This is a genomic window from Belnapia rosea, from assembly GCF_900101615.1.
In the GTDB taxonomy this organism is placed as follows: domain Bacteria; phylum Pseudomonadota; class Alphaproteobacteria; order Acetobacterales; family Acetobacteraceae; genus Belnapia; species Belnapia rosea.
Map to the genome: position 1 here is coordinate 278,509 of NZ_FMZX01000001.1, position 17,511 is coordinate 296,019.

16 protein-coding genes are annotated in these 17,511 nt (G+C 71.3%); 10 read left to right on the plus strand and 6 right to left on the minus strand.

The genetic code is table 11. From position 1 onward, the window contains the following. Positions 1–160: 160 nt before the first annotated feature. The gene (locus BLR02_RS01390; RefSeq protein ID WP_090659747.1) at positions 161–1,396 is read right to left on the minus strand and encodes a cytochrome P450; all 1,236 of its coding nucleotides are present in this window, start codon (positions 1,394–1,396) and stop codon (positions 161–163) included. A gap of 74 nt (positions 1,397–1,470) precedes the next feature. Continuing rightward, positions 1,471–2,361, minus strand: coding sequence for an alpha/beta fold hydrolase (locus BLR02_RS01395; RefSeq protein ID WP_090659750.1), 891 nt, complete (start codon positions 2,359–2,361; stop codon positions 1,471–1,473). Between the two features lie 111 nt (positions 2,362–2,472). Here BLR02_RS01395 and BLR02_RS01400 point away from each other — a divergent pair, with 111 nt between their 5' ends. The 10 genes from BLR02_RS01400 to BLR02_RS01450 all read left to right on the plus strand — a co-directional run bounded on the left by BLR02_RS01400 (position 2,473) and on the right by BLR02_RS01450 (position 11,296). Beyond that, positions 2,473–2,934, plus strand: coding sequence for an SUF system Fe-S cluster assembly regulator (locus tag BLR02_RS01400; protein WP_090560602.1), 462 nt, complete (start codon positions 2,473–2,475; stop codon positions 2,932–2,934). Positions 2,935–2,943: 9 nt separating this feature from the next. Then, positions 2,944–4,443, plus strand: coding sequence for a Fe-S cluster assembly protein SufB (gene sufB / locus BLR02_RS01405; RefSeq protein WP_090659753.1), 1,500 nt, complete (start codon positions 2,944–2,946; stop codon positions 4,441–4,443). A 71-nt stretch (positions 4,444–4,514) separates the two neighbouring features. Next, on the plus strand, positions 4,515–5,261 hold the full coding sequence (gene sufC / locus BLR02_RS01410; protein WP_090560604.1) for a Fe-S cluster assembly ATPase SufC: 747 nt from the start codon (positions 4,515–4,517) through the stop codon (positions 5,259–5,261). Further along, positions 5,258–6,550, plus strand: a complete 1,293-nt coding sequence (gene sufD, locus BLR02_RS01415; protein ID WP_090659756.1) for a Fe-S cluster assembly protein SufD — start codon at positions 5,258–5,260, stop codon at positions 6,548–6,550. The genes sufC and sufD overlap by 4 nt, the downstream gene beginning before the upstream one ends. After that, positions 6,547–7,794, plus strand: a complete 1,248-nt coding sequence (locus tag BLR02_RS01420) for an aminotransferase class V-fold PLP-dependent enzyme (protein ID WP_090659759.1) — start codon at positions 6,547–6,549, stop codon at positions 7,792–7,794. Before sufD ends, BLR02_RS01420 begins: the two co-directional genes overlap by 4 nt. Then, entirely contained in the window at positions 7,794–8,261 is a 468-nt protein-coding gene (gene sufU, locus BLR02_RS01425; protein WP_090560607.1) for a Fe-S cluster assembly sulfur transfer protein SufU, read from the plus strand. Before BLR02_RS01420 ends, sufU begins: the two co-directional genes overlap by 1 nt. Further along, positions 8,254–8,625: an SUF system Fe-S cluster assembly protein gene (locus BLR02_RS01430; protein ID WP_408735459.1), complete on the plus strand. Its 372-nt coding sequence runs from the start codon at positions 8,254–8,256 to the stop codon at positions 8,623–8,625. Before sufU ends, BLR02_RS01430 begins: the two co-directional genes overlap by 8 nt. An 11-nt stretch (positions 8,626–8,636) precedes the next feature. Continuing rightward, positions 8,637–9,008: a HesB/IscA family protein gene (locus BLR02_RS01435; RefSeq protein WP_090659762.1), complete on the plus strand. Its 372-nt coding sequence runs from the start codon at positions 8,637–8,639 to the stop codon at positions 9,006–9,008. A gap of 343 nt (positions 9,009–9,351) precedes the next feature. Further along, positions 9,352–9,972 carry a pyridoxamine 5'-phosphate oxidase family protein gene (locus BLR02_RS01445; RefSeq protein WP_090659769.1) on the plus strand — a complete coding sequence of 207 codons (621 nt, stop codon included), beginning with the start codon at positions 9,352–9,354 and terminating at the stop codon, positions 9,970–9,972. A gap of 28 nt (positions 9,973–10,000) precedes the next feature. After that, entirely contained in the window at positions 10,001–11,296 is a 1,296-nt protein-coding gene (locus BLR02_RS01450; protein WP_090659772.1) for an aspartate aminotransferase family protein, read from the plus strand. 256 nt (positions 11,297–11,552) lie between these two features. Here the strand turns inward: BLR02_RS01450 and BLR02_RS01455 are convergent, their stop codons facing one another. The 4 genes from BLR02_RS01455 to BLR02_RS01470 all read right to left on the minus strand — a co-directional run bounded on the left by BLR02_RS01455 (position 11,553) and on the right by BLR02_RS01470 (position 17,468). After that, positions 11,553–12,227, minus strand: coding sequence for an ankyrin repeat domain-containing protein (locus BLR02_RS01455; protein WP_090560611.1), 675 nt, complete (start codon positions 12,225–12,227; stop codon positions 11,553–11,555). A gap of 74 nt (positions 12,228–12,301) precedes the next feature. After that, entirely contained in the window at positions 12,302–12,652 is a 351-nt protein-coding gene (locus tag BLR02_RS01460; RefSeq protein WP_143018011.1) for a hypothetical protein, read from the minus strand. Continuing rightward, positions 12,649–14,754, minus strand: a complete 2,106-nt coding sequence (locus BLR02_RS01465; protein WP_090659779.1) for a hypothetical protein — start codon at positions 14,752–14,754, stop codon at positions 12,649–12,651. The genes BLR02_RS01460 and BLR02_RS01465 overlap by 4 nt, the downstream gene beginning before the upstream one ends. Further along, positions 14,754–17,468, minus strand: a complete 2,715-nt coding sequence (locus tag BLR02_RS01470; RefSeq protein WP_176849320.1) for a DUF4159 domain-containing protein — start codon at positions 17,466–17,468, stop codon at positions 14,754–14,756. Before BLR02_RS01470 ends, BLR02_RS01465 begins: the two co-directional genes overlap by 1 nt. Between the last annotated feature and the right edge of the window lie 43 nt (positions 17,469–17,511).

Below are 17,511 nucleotides of genomic sequence, written 5' to 3' on the forward strand. Positions count from 1 at the left end.
CTCCGGCCGGGACAACACGCCCCGCCGAGCCATCTGCTCGCCTCGATCACAAGCCAGCCTGACCGCCGGGCACCGGAGCGACCGGCGGTCAGGCTAGCTGGCTAACTATTTCTAGACCCCGCCGGGGGCGGCGTGAAGCCTGGGGGGTGCCGATCCGGGCTCAGCGGGGGATGCGTACCGGCAAGCTGGCGATGCCATGGATGAAATTCGAATAGATCCGCCGTGGCGGGCCCAGCACCTCGATCGCCGGGAAGCGGGCCAGGATCTCCTCCCAGAGAATCCGCAGCTGCAGCTCGGCCAGCCGGTTGCCGACGCAACGATGCACGCCGAAGCCGAAGGAGAGGTGCTGGCGGGCGCGCGGGCGGTCGATGAGGAAGCGGTCCGGCTCCTCGATCGCCGTCTCGTCCCGATTGCCGGAGACGTACCACATCGCAACCTTGTCGCCGGCGCGGATGGTGCGGCCGCCGAGCTCGATATCGCGGGTCGCGGTCCGCCGCATATGGATCACCGGCGTCACCCAGCGGATGATCTCGGAGACCATGCCGGGGATGAGGGCCGGGTTGTCGCGGAGCTTGCGGAACTCGCCCGGGTTCTGGTGCAGGGCGAGCAGGCCGCCGGTCATGGAATTCCGGGTGGTGTCGTTGCCGCCGACGATCAGCAGGGCGAGGTTGCCCATGAATTCACGGAGCGGCATGTCCCGCGTCGCCGGGCCATGGGCGAGCATGGAGAGCAGGTCGAAGCCGGGCGGGCCATCCCGGCGGGCCTTGAACAGGGCGCCCATGGTCTCGGCCATCACCTTCAGCTCGGCGAAGCGGGCCTCCTCCGTGGGCACCAGCGGGTCGGGGGCGGTGATGTCGCAGATCGCCACATCGGACCAGTAGGTGAGCCTGTGGCGCTCCTCGAAGGGGAAGTCGAAGAGCGTCGCCAGCATCATGGTGGTGAGCTCGATCGAGACGCGCTCGACCCAGTCGAATTCCTCGCCCCGTGGCAGCCCGTCCAGCACGCGGCAGGTCCGCTCCCGGATCAGCACCTCCATATTGGCCAGGTTGCCGGGGCCGACTATGGGCTGGACCACCTTGCGCTGCTCGTCATGGCGCGGCGGGTCCATCCGGATGAAGCTCGGCCGGGACAGCTCCTTCGGCTGGTCGACCAGCTGGATGCCGCCGGCCTCCGAGGAGAAGGCGGCGTGGTTCACCTCCGCCGCCATGATGTCCTTGTAGCGGGTGATGGACCAATAGGGGCCGAAGCGGCTCTCCGGGCAGTAATGCACCGGCTCCTCCCGGCGCAGCCGGGCGAAGAGGGGCCCCCAGGCCTCGTTCTGGTAGAGGGCAGGGTCGCTCGGGTCGAGGCGCGCGAGCGGCGTCCCGGCCGAAGGGTCACGGGTGATGACGTTCATGCTGGCCTCCCTGCCCTGGGCTGTTCGCCCTTGGCGGGGAGCCTAGCGCAAGCCGGCTGCCCGGCGACGGGAATTCAGGCCTTCGCCCCGCCCGCGATGATGCCGCCGGCCAGCGTCGCCGGGTTGCGCTCCCACCAGCGGCCGGCATCGACCCAGGTGATGAAGTCGAGCACGGCGCGGTTGAAGGCGTCCGGGTCCTCGATATTCATGGTGTGGCCGCAGCGGGGCAGGACCATCAGGGCGCTGGTGGAGATGCAGCGCTTGAGGAAGAGGCCGGGCTCCAGCGTCGGGTCGTCCTCGTCGCCGCAGAGGATGAAGGTGGGGACCTTCATCCGGCGGAATTCGGCCTCGAGTTCGAACAGGCTCGGGCGCTCGCGCTGCACGCCCCGCATGGTCAGCACCGAGCCGTCGGTGTCGTGCTCGGCGAGCTGGGAGACGAACTCCGCATAGCCGCGCGGGTCCTTCTCCTCGAAGACCAGGCGCGTCGGGCCGCTGCCATAGGTTTTCGCCATCTTCCACATCCCCTCCTCGGCGATGCGGTCGGCGGTGCCGTCCACCTCGGCGCGGAATTGGTCGCGCTTGCCCGGTGCGGCGCCGTAGCCGACGCCGGCCGCCGTCAGGCTGCGGGCGAGCTGCGGGTAGCGCAGGCCGAGATGGAGCGTGGCGAAGGCCCCCATGGAGAGGCCGACCACATGCGCCGGGGCGAGGCCGAGCGCCCCGATGACCTGGGCGATGTCGTCCGTGGCGCGGTCCTGCGAGTAGGCCCCCGCCTCATGCGGCACGGCGGAGGGCGGGTAGCCCCGGGCGTTGAAGGCGATGCAGCGGTAGCGGCGGGCGAAGAAGCGCAGCTGCGGCTCCCAGCTGCGGGCATCGCCGGCGAATTCATGGACGAAGACCAGCGGCGTGCCGCTGCCCGCCTCCTCATAGTGCAGCTCAACCCCGTCATCGGTGGTGATGGTCGGCATCGGTGGCTCCCCGTGGCGGGCGGCAGGGTAGGCACGGCCAGGGGATTCGGGCGAGGGGGGGCTTCAAAGAGGACCCATACGGTCCTATTTAGACGGCATGAGGGATGCGCCGTGTTGAGGCTTTCGAAACTGACCGACTATGCCGTGGTCGTCATGGCCCGCCTCGCGCGGGACGGCGCCCTGCCGCATGGTCAGGTGCAGACCGCACCGGGCCTCGCCCTGGCGACCGGCATCGCCGAGCCGACCGTCGCCAAGGTGCTCAAGATACTGGGCCAAGCCGGCCTTGTGGAGGGGCTTCGTGGCGCCCGCGGCGGCTACCGGCTGACCCGGCCGCTCGCCGCGGTGCCGCTCTCCGAGGTGATCGTCGCCATAGACGGCCCGATCGCCTTGACCGCCTGTGTGGATGGCGGCCAGGGGCAGTGCGAGGCGCAGGGCATCTGCGCCGTGCGCGGCCGCTGGGACCCGGTCAACGACGCCATCCGCCGGGCCTTGTCCGATATCACCCTCGCTGACCTGGCCGGCCCCACACGCTGCGCCCCCGCGACCCATTTCGCTCAGCTCGTCGCCGAGTAGGAACCCACCATGCCCGCAGTTGCCGAGACCCTCGACACCGTCCAGTCCGTCACCGAAGGCACCTACAAGTGGGGCTTCGAGACCGAGATCGAGATGGACTTCGCCCCGAAAGGGCTGAACGAGAGCACCGTCCGCTTCATCTCCGCCCAGAAGAAGGAGCCGGAATGGCTGCTCGAGTGGCGCCTGAAGGCCTTCGCCACCTGGCAGAAGATGCAGGAGCCGCGCTGGCCGGCGGTGAAGTACCCGCCGATCGACTACCAGGACGCCTATTACTACGCGGCGCCGAAGAAGAAGGACGGCCCGAAGTCGCTCGACGAGGTCGATCCCGAGCTGCTGAAGACCTATGCCAAGCTCGGCATCCCGCTGAAGGAGCAGGCGATCCTGGCCGGCGTCGAGGGCGCGGGCGACAGCCCCTCCGAAGGCGGCCGCATGCCGATCGCCGTCGATGCGGTGTTCGACAGCGTCTCCGTCGCCACCTCCTACAAGGAGCGGCTGGCGAAGGACGGCATCATCTTCTGCGCCATCTCCGAGGCGGTGCATGAGCACCCCGAGCTGGTGAAGCAGTACCTCGGCACCGTGGTGCCGCCGGGCGACAACTTCTATGCGGCGCTGAACAGCGCGGTCTTCACCGATGGCAGCTTCGTCTACATCCCGAAGGGGGTGCGCTGCCCGATGGAGCTCAGCACCTATTTCCGCATCAATGCCAAAAGCACCGGCCAGTTCGAGCGGACGCTGATCATCGCCGATGAGGGCGCGGTCGTCTCCTATCTCGAGGGCTGCACGGCGCCGATGCGGGACGAGAACCAGCTGCATGCCGCGGTGGTCGAGCTGGTCGCGCTCGATGACTCCCAGATCAAGTACAGCACGGTGCAGAACTGGTACCCCGGCGATGCCGAGGGCCGGGGCGGCATCTACAACTTCGTCACCAAGCGCGCGCAGTGCCGCGGCAAGCGCAGCAAGGTGAGCTGGACGCAGGTGGAGACCGGCTCGGCCATCACCTGGAAGTACCCGTCCTGCGTGCTGCTTGGCGATGACAGCGTCGGCGAGTTCTACTCGGTGGCCATCACCAACAACCACCAGCAGGCCGATACGGGCACGAAGATGATCCATGTCGGCAAGCGCACGACATCGACCATCGTCTCGAAGGGCATCTCGGCCGGCAAGGGGCAGAACACCTATCGCGGCCTGGTGCGGGTGGCGCCGACGGCGTCCGGCGCGCGCAACTTCACCCAGTGCGACAGCCTGCTGATCGGCGACCAGTGCGGGGCGCATACCGTGCCCTATATCGAGAACCGCAACATGTCGGCCAAGGTCGAGCATGAGGCGACCACGAGCCGCATCGCCGAGGACCAGCTGTTCTACTGCCGCCAGCGCGGCCTGTCCGAGGAGGATGCGGTCGGGCTGATCGTCAACGGCTTCTGCCGCGAGGTGCTGAAGGAGCTGCCGATGGAGTTCGCCGTCGAGGCCCAGAAGCTTCTCCAGATTTCGCTCGAAGGGTCGGTTGGCTAATCAGCGGCCGATGACCGGAGCGCCGCAGGGCGCGGAGGTCTGAATCGGCCGCTGTTCCGAAGGAACACATCATGCTGCGTATCGAAGGACTGACCGCCGAGGTCGATGGCAAGCCGATTCTCAAGGGGATCGACCTGGAAGTGCCGACCGGCGAGGTGCATGCCATCATGGGCCCGAACGGCTCGGGCAAGTCGACCCTCTCCTACGTCCTCGCCGGGCGCGAGGGCTATGAGGTGACGGGCGGCAGCGCGACGCTGAACGGCGTCGACCTGCTGGCACTGGAGCCGGAGGAGCGCGCCGCGGCCGGCGTCTTCCTCGCCTTCCAGTATCCGGTGGAGCTGCCCGGCGTCGGCAACGCCAACTTCCTCCGCACCGCCCTCAACGCCATTCGCCGCGGCAAGGGCGAGGCGGAGCTGGACGCCATGCAATTCCTCAAGCTGGCCCGTGCCCGGCTGAAGGAGCTGCAGATGTCGGAGGACATGCTGAAGCGCGGCGTCAATGTCGGCTTCTCCGGTGGCGAGAAGAAGCGCAACGAGGTGCTGCAGATGGCGCTTCTCCGCCCGAGCCTCGCCATCCTCGACGAGACCGACAGCGGCCTCGACATCGATGCGCTGAAGATCGTGGCCGATGGCGTGAACGCGCTGCGGGCGCCCGATTTCGCCGCCCTCGTCATCACCCATTACCAGCGGCTGCTCGACTACATCGTGCCTGACAAGGTGCATGTGCTGATGCAGGGGCGCATCGTGCAGACCGGCGGGCCGGAGCTGGCGAAGCAGCTCGAGGCCTCGGGCTATGCCTCGGTGCAGGCCGCGGCATGAACACCGTCGTGCATAGCGGCGCCGAGGGCTTCCTCCATCGCTTCGAGGGGCTGCGGGCGCGCCTCCCGGGGCAGCGGCTGGCCTGGGTGCAGGCGCTGCGCGAGGCCGCCGCCGCGCAATTCCGTGCGGCCGGCTTCCCGACCCGCCGGGTCGAGGCCTGGAAATACACCGACCTCCGCCCCGTCTCCGACGCCGCCTTCGACGAGGCGCTGACCATCCTCGGCGACGGCGACACGCTGCCGGCGCCGCGTGGCGAGCGCCGTGCCGTCTTCGTCGACGGCCGCTTCCGCGAGGAGCTGTCGCAACTCGATGGCGCCGGCTTCGCGGTCGGCAGCCTGGCGGAGCAGCTGCCACGGCTCGAGGGGCGCCTCGGCGCCCTGGCCCGTCCGGCGGAGGAGCCGCTGGTCGCGCTCAACTCCATGCTGTTCGAGGACGGGCTGGTGGTGACGGTGCCGGCCGGCGTCGCCGGCGGCGTGCTGGAATTGCGCTCGCTCGCCAGCCGCAGCGAGCGGCCCGCCGCCTTCCACCCGCGCCACCTCATCCGGCTCGAAGCCGGCGCCAGCCTCACCCTCATCGAGGAGTCGACCGGGCCGGAGGATACGCGCTACCTGCACAACCCGGTCTTCGAGATCGAGCTGGCGGAGGGCGCCGTGCTGACCCATGCCCGCATCCAGCGCGAGGGGGTGAAGGGCTTCCAGCTCGGCACCGTCTATGCGCGCATCGAGTCCGGCGCGACCTACGACAACTTCACCCTGAATGCCGGCGCGCGGCTGGTACGGAACGAGATCCATGCCGTGCTCGCCGGGCCGAAATCCGCCTGCCACATGAACGGCGCGCAGCTGCTGCGCGACGGCCAGCATGCCGACACCACGACGGTGCTCGACCATGCGGCGCCGGATTGCGCCAGCCGGCAGACCTACAAGACGGTGCTGCAGGGCAAGTCGCGCGGCGTCTTCCAGGGCAAGATCCATGTCCACCAGGTTGCCCAGCGCACCGACGGCTACCAGATGAACCAGGCGCTTCTGCTGAGCCCGGATGCCGAGATCGACAGCAAGCCGCAGCTCGAAATCTATGCCGACGACGTGAAGTGCAGCCATGGCGCGACGGTTGGCGCACTGGATGCCGACCAGCTCTTCTACCTGCGGGCCCGCGGCATCCCCGAGGCCAAGGCGCGCAGCATCCTGGTCGAGGCCTTCCTGCAGGAAGCGATCGAGGGCGTCACCGATGAGACCGCCCGCGCCGCGCTGGACAGCGCCGTCGCCGGCTGGTGGGAGAAGGAAGCCGCATGAACGCGCCGGTCCAGCCGGGCTTCGATGTCGAGCGCATCCGCGCCGACTTCCCCGTCCTGGCACAGCAGCACCGTGGCAGGCCGCTTGTCTTCCTCGACAGCGGCGCCTCGGCCCAGAAGCCGCGCCAGGTGATCCAGGCGATGGTCCGCAGCATGGAGGAGCGCTATGCCAATGTGCATCGCGGCGCCTACCGGCTGAGCGAGGCCGCCACCGCCGATTACGAGGCGGCGCGCACCGCCGTCGCCCGCTTCATCAACGCGGCCGACCCGCGCGAGGTGATCTTCACCACCAACAGCACGGCGGCGATCAACCTCGTCGCCCATGGCTGGGGCCGCGGGGTGCTGCAACCGGGGCAGGCGGTGCTGATCTCGGAGATGGAGCACCACGCCAACCTCGTCCCCTGGCACATGCTGCGGGACGACAACCGGGGCATCGAGCTGCGCATCTGCCGCGTGACCGATGCCGGGGAGCTCGACCTCGGCGACCTCGAGGCCAAGCTGGCCGACGGCAAGGTGGGCCTCGTCGCCGTCACCCATATGTCGAACGTGCTGGGGACGGTGACGCCGGCCGCTCGGATCGTCGCCATGGCGCATGCCAAGGGCGCCAAGGTCCTGCTCGACGGCAGCCAGGCCGCCGTGCACCGCCGTGTCGACATGCAGGCGCTGGGCGCGGATTTCTACGCCTTCACCGGGCACAAGCTCTATGGGCCGACCGGCATCGGCGTGCTCTGGGCGCGGCTCGAGCACCAGGAGCGCATGCCGCCCTTCCTCGGCGGCGGCGACATGATCGCGAGCGTGACGCTCGAGGGCAGCACCTGGGCGGAGCCGCCGGCCAAATTCGAGGCCGGCACGCCGCCCATCGTCGAGGCGGTCGGGCTGCATGCGGCGATCGACTATGTCTCGGCGATCGGCATGCCGGCGCTCGAGGCGCATGAGCGCACGCTGGTCGATCATGCCATGCGGCGGCTCTCCGATATCGAGGGGCTGACGCTGCTCGGCCGGGCGCAGGACCGCGGCGGGGTCTTCTCCTTCGCGCTCGACAATGCCCACCCGCACGACCTGGCGACGCTGCTCGACCGGGCCGGGATCGCGGTGCGCGCCGGGCGGCATTGCGCGGAGCCGCTGCATGCGCGCTTCGGCCTCGAAGGCGGCACCTGCCGGGCATCCTTCGGGCTCTACACGACCGAAGGCGAGATCGACTATCTCGCCGAGGCTTTGACCAAGGCCAGGGAGTTCTTCGCCTGATGTTCGACGACCTCCGCGACCTCTACCAGGAGGTCATCCTCGACCATGGGCGGAAGCCGCGGAATTTCCGCCGACTGGAGGATGCCGACCGCTCCGCCCGCGGCGACAACCCGATGTGCGGCGACCGGATGGAGCTGTTCGTGAAGCTCGCGCCGGACGGCTCGATCGCCGATGCCGCCTTCCAGGGCCGCGGCTGCGCCATCTCCATGGCCAGCGCATCCCTGATGACCGAAACCGTCAAGGGAAAGTCCCCCGCCGAGGCCCATATGCTGGGGGACCGGTTCCGCAACCTCGCCATGACCGGCACCTGCCCCGAATGCGGTGCCGAGCTGGAGGAGGAGATGGAGCGGCTGCAGCCCCTCTCGGGCGTGCATGAATTTCCGAGCCGGGTGAAATGCGCAACGCTTGCCTGGCACACGCTCAACGCCGCGCTCGATGGCGGCGCGAAGGAGGCGACGAGTGAGTGACGAAGCCACCACCACGCATGGCGCCTGGACACCCGAGGGCGAGGTTCCGCCGCCGGCGCCAAAGGTGGGCGAGGATGCCGTCATCAGCATGCTGAAAACGGTCTTCGACCCGGAGATCCCGGTCGACATCTATGAGCTTGGCCTGATCTACGCCGTCGAGATCGAGGATGACGGGCAGGTGAAGGTCGAGATGACGCTCACCACGCCATCCTGTCCCTCGGCGCAGGAACTGCCGAGCCAGGTGGAGGAGAGCATCCGCATGGTGCCGGGCGTGACCGATGTGAAGGTCGAGGTCGTCTGGGATCCGCCCTGGGACCAGGGCCGGATGAGCGAAGACGCCCGCCTCGCCATGAACATGTTTTGAGGGAGGCCGCCATGAGCACGACCACCCAGACCCCGCCGCGCACCCGCCGCGCCCTGCCGCCGCTGATGCAGCTGACCGATGCCGCCGCCGAGCGGCTGCGCGGCCTCTACGCCGCCGGCGAGGCCGGGCGCCTGCTCCGCATCGGGGTGAAGACCAAGGGCTGTTCCGGCCTGTCCTACGACCTGTCCTGGGTCGATGCGCCGGAGCCGACGGATGAGCGCGTCACCGACAAGGAGGTGACGGTCCTGGTGGACCGCAAGGCCAGCCTGTTCCTGATCGGCACCACCATGGATTACGAACAGAAGGCGATGTCGGCCGGCTTCACCTTCACCAACCCGAACGAGAAGGGTCGCTGCGGCTGCGGCGAGAGCTTCCACGTCTAGCCCGTAGCGGCTGACGGAAAACCTGCGCGAGTCCTGCGGCGGCGCTTCAGTTTGGCGCCGTGTCGGGGCCGCATGAGCGACCCGACCTCCCTGGCCGGCAAGGCCTTCCCGCTTCGGCAGCGCGTCGAAACCGTCGTGGTGGGGGCAGGGGAGGCGGGCATCGCAGCCGCCACCGCTTGCCCCGCGACGGCAAGCCCGACCTTCGGCGCCCGGATCTCGCCCAGCGTGGTGCGGACGCCCCCGATGGCGCCGCCCTCGATGAGCATGCCGGTCACCTCGCAATGCTCGCTGCGCCGGGTGACAGGGGCCAGTAAGCTCCTCGACGAAGATCGAGGAGGAAGCCATGTCGCACCTGTTCCATGCCGGCAACCGCGCCCTGCAGGACCGCTTCGACGGCCGCCGCGTGGCCGATGCGCTGGAGACCCGCCGCCGCCAGGACCGCTTCTCGCCCGAGCATGTGGCGGTCATCGAGGCGGCGCCCTTCTTCTTCCTCGCCAGCGCCGCCGAGGGCGCGGTCGATTGCAGCTTCAAGGGCGGGCCGCCCGGCTTCGTCCGCGCCACCGGTCCCGCCGAGCTGGAATTCCCCGATTACGACGGCAATTCCATGTATCTCTCCCTGGGCAATATCGCGCTGAGCCCGGCCATCGGCCTGCTCTTCATGAATTTCGACGGTCGCTCGCTCCGCCTGCGGCTGCGCGGCCGGGCGGCGCTGGTCGAGGATCCGGCCCGCATCGCCGCCATCCCCGGCGCCCGTCGGCTGGTGCGCGTCGCGGTGACCGACATCTTCCCCAATTGTCCGCGCTACATCCCGGACCTCGACACCGCCACGCCCTCCGCCTACCTGCCGCGGCAGGATGGCACGCAGGCCGCGCCCGAATGGAAGTCGCGCGACTATATCCGGCCGATCCTCCCCGCCGATGACCCGCACCGCTCTGGCCCCGGGATTGCAGAGCACCTAGGCTGACTATCTCCCAGCCGAAGGACCGATGGCGATGGATATCCTGCCCCCGAGCGAGACCGAGACGGCGCTGGCGCAAGCGGCGCGGCGCGTGCTGCCCGCCGGGGGCTTCGGCAATTTCGCGCCCGAGGTCATCCTGCGCGAGGGCCGTGGCGGCCGGGTCTGGGACGTCGCCGGGCGCGAATATGTCGACTACCTGCTCGGCTCCGGCCCGATGTTCATCGGCCATGGCCATCCGGAGGTGCTGGCGGCGGTGCAGGAGCAGCTGCCGCGCGGCACCACCTTCTTCGCTACCAACGAGCATGGCATCCGCCTTGCCGAGGCGCTGGTAGAGGCGCTGCCCTGCGCCGATCAGGTGCGCTTCGTCTCCAGCGGCTCGGAGGCCGACATGTATGCGCTGCGCGTGGCGCGGGCCTTCCGCAAGCGCGACCGCATCCTGAAATTCGAGGGCGGCTACCACGGCATGTCCGACTGGGGGCTGATGAGCTTGGCGCCGAAGCAGCTCGCCAATTTCCCCGTCGCCGTGCCGGATTCCGCCGGCATCCCGCGCAGCGTCAGGGAGGAGGTGCTGGTCGCCCCCTTCAACGACCTGGAGACGGCGCGCAGCCTCATCGCCGAGCATCATGACGAGCTCGGCGCCATCATCCTCGAGCCTTTCCAGCGGCTGATCCCGCCGGCGCCGGGCTTCCTCCAGGGCATGCGCGACCTGGCGACGCAATACGGCATCCCGCTCATCTTCGACGAGGTCGTGACCGGCTTCCGCTTCTGCTACGGCGGGGCGCAGACCTATTACGGGGTGACGCCCGACCTCTGCACCCTCGGCAAGATCGTCGGCGGCGGCTTCGCCCTCGCCGCCATCGCCGGCCGCGCCGACATCATGGCGCATTTCGACCGCGGCCTCGTCGGCGATGACGGCTTCCTCATGCAGGTCGGCACCCTCTCCGGCAACCCGGTCGCGGCCGTCGCCGGCCTCGCCACCCTCGAGGTGCTGCGCCGCCCGGGCGCCTATGACGGCGTCTTCGCCATGGGGCGGCGGATGATGGGCGAGATGGAGGGGATGCTGCGGCACCATGGCGTGCCGGGGCTGGCCATCGGCGAGCCGCCGCTCTTCGACCTCGTCTTCACCGCCGAGGCGCCGCGCGACTACCGCGGCATGCTGCGCGGCGACGCCGCGGTGCAGCGCCATGTGAATACCGGGCTGCGGGCTGCCGGCATCCTGAAGGGCGACAGCAAGTTCTACCTCTCCACCGCGCATGAGCCGCGCGACGAGGCGCAGACGCTCGAAGCCTTCGAGGCGGCCCTGCACAGCCTGCCGGCGGCGCGGGCCTGACGCAAAGGCCGTTGACGGGGAAGGCCCTGGCCGGAGGTCTTGCCCGGCCCCGCCACCGGCCCTCACCAAGCCTTGTTGCGACGCGGAAGGGGGCGTGATATAGGATTATCTGCCCAATTCCTTCTTGCGTCTGGATCGCGGAGGCACCCCCGCCTCAATCCCTCAAACGCTCAAATCCAGGGCGGGCATCGAGGCTTTTCAACAGTTTGGCAAGCGCCGCCTCAAGCGGATTGAGGCGGTTTGAGGTCCTTGAACCTCAGCCCCGCCCCGCCCGGCGATGCGGTGCCGCGGCCGGCATCTGCGGCGGCGTCGCCCCGGCCGGGCGGCCGGCATCGAAGCCGAGGAAGCCGATGGCCGGGTTCGGCGCGCCGCCGTCATTCGCCCAGAGCCGCGGATTGGCGACCCGCTGCACCGGGTTCGGCACCTCCCGCTCCGGGGCGGGCATCGCCTGGGGCGCGGCACCGCGGCGCGGCGCTGGGCGGGCGGCCGCCGGGGTGACGGGCTCGGGCGCGGGCGGCGGCGCGGAGCCGGGGCCGCTGCCGGCGCGGACCGACAGCAGGAAGAACAGGATGTCGCTCCGCCCCTGATCGACGGCCGCATCCACCGCCGACAGCCCGAGCACGTTCCGCGCCTCGGTATCCGCGCCACGCGAGACCGCCTCCCGGGCGGCCGTGATGTCCCCGCGGTTGATGGCGTCGAAGAGCGCCGCATTCGGCGCCAGGTTCTGGCCTGGATCGGCCGGGATGGGCTCCGGTGCGCGACGGTATTGCAGGCCGGGCAGGGCGGCCGGCGGCGGCCGCGCGGCCTCGGGCTGCGGGTCCGCCAACCCGCCGGCCCGGCCACCGCGGCCGAACTGGGCCGCGGCCTCCGGGATCGGCAGGGCAAGGGCGGCGATCAGGGCCAGGGGCGGGACGAGGATGAGGGAGCGCATCCCCGATCCTTACCCAATCCCGTGGCTCCGCTCCAGGGTCTTGCGCCCGTCGGGGTGGCTGGCTCGCGCCTGCCCTACCGGCAATCGTCCCCGCGCGTGGTGAAGGCCTGCACGCGGCCCTCCTTCAGGGTGAAGGTGATGTCGCAGGACCGCGTCATCAGCACCGGCCCGGCCAGCGAGTAGGGGGCGAAGCGGCCATAGGGATAGCCCCAGCCCCAATAGGGGTCGAGCTGGTGCAGCACCTGGCGCCGCTCCTCATATTGCAGGAAGCGGAGGCCGCCGGTGTCATAGGTGCGGTTGGGGACGCCGAAGGCCTCGACGACCTGCAACTCGCTCTGGCCGATGGTGGCGGCGAGGCGGGTCTCGAGGCTCGGGCCGGTGGCGCAGCCGGCGAGCAGGAGCAGGGGCAGTAGGCGGCGCATCATCGTCCCTCCCGCCGCCAGGCGAAGACGGCAAGGCCGAGCACCAGGGGCAGGGCCAGCCAGGGCGGCATCAGCGGCATGGCGGCGATGCCGGTCACGGTATGGTCGCCGTTGCGGCGAAGGCCGATCCAGCCGGTCTGCGGATCGCCGCCGCGCGCATCCCGCCCTGGCCCGACGCGGCGCAACTCCGGCAGCGCCGGCTCCGCCGCCACTCCGAGCCAGCGCGCCGCGCCGCCGGTCGCGGCCAGGAGCGGCGACAGGCGGCCGGGATCGGCGCGCAGATCGGCCACCTCTGGCGGGTTGGCGGCCGCCGCGGCGGCGAAGGCGGTGCGCCTGCCATCCGAGACCTGCCAGACCCCGGGCTGCTCGGCCGGCAGCCGGGCCGCGGCATGGCCACCCTGTCCCGCCTCAAGGCGGCGGCGCTGGGTGCTGCCATCGGGAGCGGTGATCGTCACCTCCGGCGGTGGTCCCGCCTCGACGCTGCGGCGCTGGATGCTGAGCTGGCCAGCTTCGATGCGTGCGGTCAGGTCTTCCTCCTCCAGCTCCGGCTCGCGCATCAGCCAATGCGCGGCGCGGCGCAGGAGTTCCGCCTGCGGCCCGCCGCCGTCATGGCCACGCGACCAGAGCCAGATATGGTCGGAGAGCAGCAGGGCAACCCGCCCCTCGCCGACGCGGTCGAGCAGCAGCAGCGGCGCGCCATCGGCCGCATCCATCACCGCCGCGCCGCCGCGCTGGTCAACGCGCAGGCTGCGGTACCAGCGGCCCCAGCGTGCCGCCTGCCGCTCATCCGGATTGGCACCGCTGAGGCCCTCGGTGACGGGGTGCCGGGCACCGAGGGCGGTCACGCTCGGCCGGAAGGCGCCCTCCGCCACGGCCGACTGTCCCGGCCCCGCGGCCGGCCGCGCCGGCAGCACGGCGCCGAGCGGGGTATTGGCGAGGCTCGTCGGGCCGCCGAATTCCGGGCCGACCGACATCAGCAGGGCGCCGCCGCCCCGGACATAATCGGCGATGTTGCGGAGATAGGCCGGCGGCAGGATGCCGCGATTGGCGAAGCGGTCGAAGACGACGAGGTCGAACTCGCGGAGCTTCACCTGGAACAGCTCCCGCACCGGGAAGGCGATCAGCGCCAGCTCGTTCAGCGGCGTCAGGTCGTCCTTCTCCGGCGGGCGGAGGATGGTGAAATGCACGAGGTCGACGCCCGGGTCGGCCTTCAGCAGGCGCCGCCAGGTGCGCTCGCCGGCATGGGGCTCGCCCGAGACGAGCAGCACGCGCAGCCGGTCGCGCACGCCGGTGATGGTGACGACGGCGCGGTTGTTGAGCTCCGAGACCTCGCCCGGCCGCGCCTCGGCGGCCAGCTCGACGACGGTCGGGCCGCCGCGCTCGATGGGGATGGCGATGCGGTGCTCGCGCCCGACCGGAACGCTCTCGACGCGCGGCGGCGCCCCATCGCGCCGGATGGAGAGGCGCGCCGCACCCGCCGCATTCGGCACGCCGAGATCCTCGACGGCGACCCGCAGCTCGACCTCCCGGCCGACGATGCCGAAGCCCGGCGCCTCGACGACGCGGAGGCGCCGGTCCGTCTCGCCGGGACGGCCGGGCAGCAGCGCATGGAAGGGTGCCTCGGTGGGCGCCGTGGCGGGCACGTCATGCACCTGCCCATCGGTGAGGGCGATGATGCCGGCGAGGCGCGCGCGCGGGATATCGGCCAGGGCCCGCTCGGTGGCGGTGAGGAGGCGGGTGCCCTGGTTGCCGCCTTCCGGCACCTCCACGGTACGCAGCTCGAGATCGGGCAGCTTGCCGGCGCGGGCCTCGATGCCGGCGCGGGCGGCCTCGATCTGCGGCGCGCGGCTGCCGATGCGGGCGCTGTCGCTGCGGTCCACCACCAGAAGGGCGATGTCGGGCCGCGTCTCCCGCGTTTCCTCGACGAGCCGCGGATTGGCCAGCGCCAGCAGCAGCAGGGCGAAGGTCAGCGCCCGGAGCGCGGCGCCGCGCGCCCGGCGCAGCACGGCCGGCACCAGCGCCAGCACCGCCAGCACGGCGAGCGCGGCGATCAGCCAGAGCGGCAGGACGGGGGCGAAGTCGATGCCCGAGAGGGCCTGCTGCATCAGTTGCCGAGCCTTTCCAGGATGGCCGGCACATGCACCTGGTCGCCCTTGTAGTTGCCGGTCAGCGCGTACATCACGAGGTTCATCCCGAAGCGATAGGCCAGCGTCCGCTGCCGCGTGCCGCCGGGGATGGTGGCGAAGGGGTTCTGCCCGCGGCCATCGATCGCCCAGGCGCTGGCCCAGTCATGCCCGCCGATGATGACGGGCGAGACGCTGTCATTCGCCCGATCCTGATCCCGCGCCACCCAGACCTGGCCGCCGGCGAAGCGTCCGGGCAGGTCCGGCACCAGGTAGAAGGAGCGCTTCAGCACATGGTCCTCGCCGATCGGGGCAAGGGGCGGGATCGCAAGGTCGCGCGTCACCCGGCGCAGCGCGGCCCGCGCCCCGGGGGTGAAGCCCTCGCCCGAGCCCTCGTCCCGCGTGTCGAAGAGGATGATGCCGCCATTGCGCATGAAGGCATTGAGCGCGGCGATGGCCGCGGCATCGGGCGTGGGCGCCTCGGCTGTCACCACCCAGTAGAGCAGTGGGAAGAGGGAGAGGTCATCGCTCCCCGGCACCACCGCCGCCGGATCGGCCAGCGCCGCGGCGGAGCGCCGGTTGATGAAGTCGGAGAGGCCGACGAGGCCCATCCGCTGCACATCGTCGAGTGCCGCATCGCCGGTGACGACATAGGCGAGCCGGGTGGCGAGCGCCGGCGCCGGGTCGGCCTCCTGCGCCGCAGCGGGATGCGCCACCAGCAGCAGCGCCAGCAGGGCGAAGCCCGGCCGCAGCAACCCCCGCAGGCGAAGGCCAACCAGCAGGTCGGCTGCCAGCAGCAGCAGCGCCGCCGCCAGCAGCCAGGGGCCGAGATCCCGCTCCGCCGGCACGCCGCCGATGCCGAGCTGCCCGGCGCCGGGCGGCGGTGGCGGCGCCGCACGGAGCGGCGGGATGGAGCCGCCGAGATTGAGCGCCCGGCGGTAGGCCACCGCCGACGGGTCGCTGCCCGGCGTGCCGTACCAGCCCGGTGGATGGCGGGGCGAGGGCGTGGTCGCCTCGATCTGCGTGGCCGGGATGGCCGCGGCGGCGGGTGGCGCCGGGCCGAGCCGGCCGAAGCCGTCCAGCGTCTCGATCGGCGCCAGAGGCACCTCGCCCTCGCTGCCGCTGATGCCGGCCGAGAGGGCCACGATGCGCCGCAGCATCTGCACGAATAGGCCGGAGAGCGGCAGGTTCGACCACTCCGCATTGGCGGTGACATGGAACAGCACGATGCGCCCGGCGCCGCGCGCCTCGGCCGTCACCAGCGGCGTGCCGTCGGTCAGCCGCGCCCAGCTCCGCTCCGTCAGGCGGGGCGAGGGTTCGGCCAGCACCTGCCGCTCGACCATGACCTCGCCCGGTATGGAGAGGCCAGCGAAGGGCGAGCCTTCCGGGAAGGGCGCGAGATGCTGCGGCTGCTCCCAGGAGAGGGAGCCGCCGAGCTGGCGCTCCGCCCGCAGCGGCACCGGCAGCAGGGTATCGGGATGGTCGGCGAGGCGGGGGCCGGCGAAGCGGATCAGCGTGCCGCCGCCCTCCACCCAGCGGGTCAGCGCCTCGCGCTCCGGCCCATCGGCGACGGGCCGGTCCGCCAGCGCCAGCACGGCGATGGGACGGGACAGCAACCGCTCGAGCGAGCCGCGCCTCAGCTCCGCATAGGGAGCGAGCGCGCGGTCGAGATAGAAGAGGTCGCCTATGAGCGGTGCATCGGCGCTGTCCTCGACCGCCGGCAGCAGGCCGACCGGGCGGCGGCGGAACCGCTCGTCGAGCAGCGTGACGGCGCCGGGGCCGGCGGTGTTCTCGATCTCGAGCCGCACCACCTGGTTGCGGATCTCGACCGGCAGCTCGAGCGCGGCCTCGCCCTCGGTCGCGCCGGCCGCGACCGGCACCACGGCCCGGCCAAGCGCGCGGCCGTCGCCGGTGCGGGCGAGGACCACCGCCTCGCTCGCCACCGGCAGCGGCAGTTGCTGGAGCTTGAGGCGGAGGCGGTCGGCTTCCGCCACGGGAGGGGGAAGCAGCCGCACCGGCCGCGCCTCGGCCCGCGCCACAGTGAGCACCCCGGCGGCGGCCAGGGCTTCCTGCAACGGAGCAATGGTGGCCGTGGCATGCTCCACGCCATCGCTCACCAGGAGGCTCGTGACTGGGCCGGCATTGGCCGCGCGCCAGGCCTGGAAGGCTGCCAGTGCCGCCGCATGGTCCGGTGCCCAGGGTTTCGGGCGCAGCGCGGCGAGGCGGCTGCGGAGATCCTCGGCCGGCATCGGGCCGAGCACGCGCGGCGGATCGGCAGTTTCGGCCGGGGCGGTGGCGAGCAGGGCGGCCCGGCGGCCCTCGCGGCCGGCGCGGTCCAGCGCCCCGCCGGCAGCCGCCATGCGGGCCGGCCAATCCTCCGCCGAGGCCCAGCCGTCATCCACCACCAGCAGCAGCGTGCCCTCGCCGGCGGTGCCGATACCCGGGCCGAGCACCGGCCGTGCCAGGCCGAGGATCAGCAGGGCGGCCGCGAGGATACGCAGCAGCAGCAGCCACCATGGGGTGCGGGAGGGCGTCTCCTCGGCGACCGGCAGGTTCCGCAGCAGGCGGAGCGCGGGGAAGGCGATGCGGCGCGGTGCCGGCGGCGTCACCCGCAGCAGCCACCACAGCACCGGCAGCGCCGGCAGGGCCAGCAGCAGCCAGGGCGCAGCGAAAGCGATCGGACCCAGACTCAACATCCGGGTCTCACGGGGAGGCGCCCAAGCTCGACCCTCGAATTCA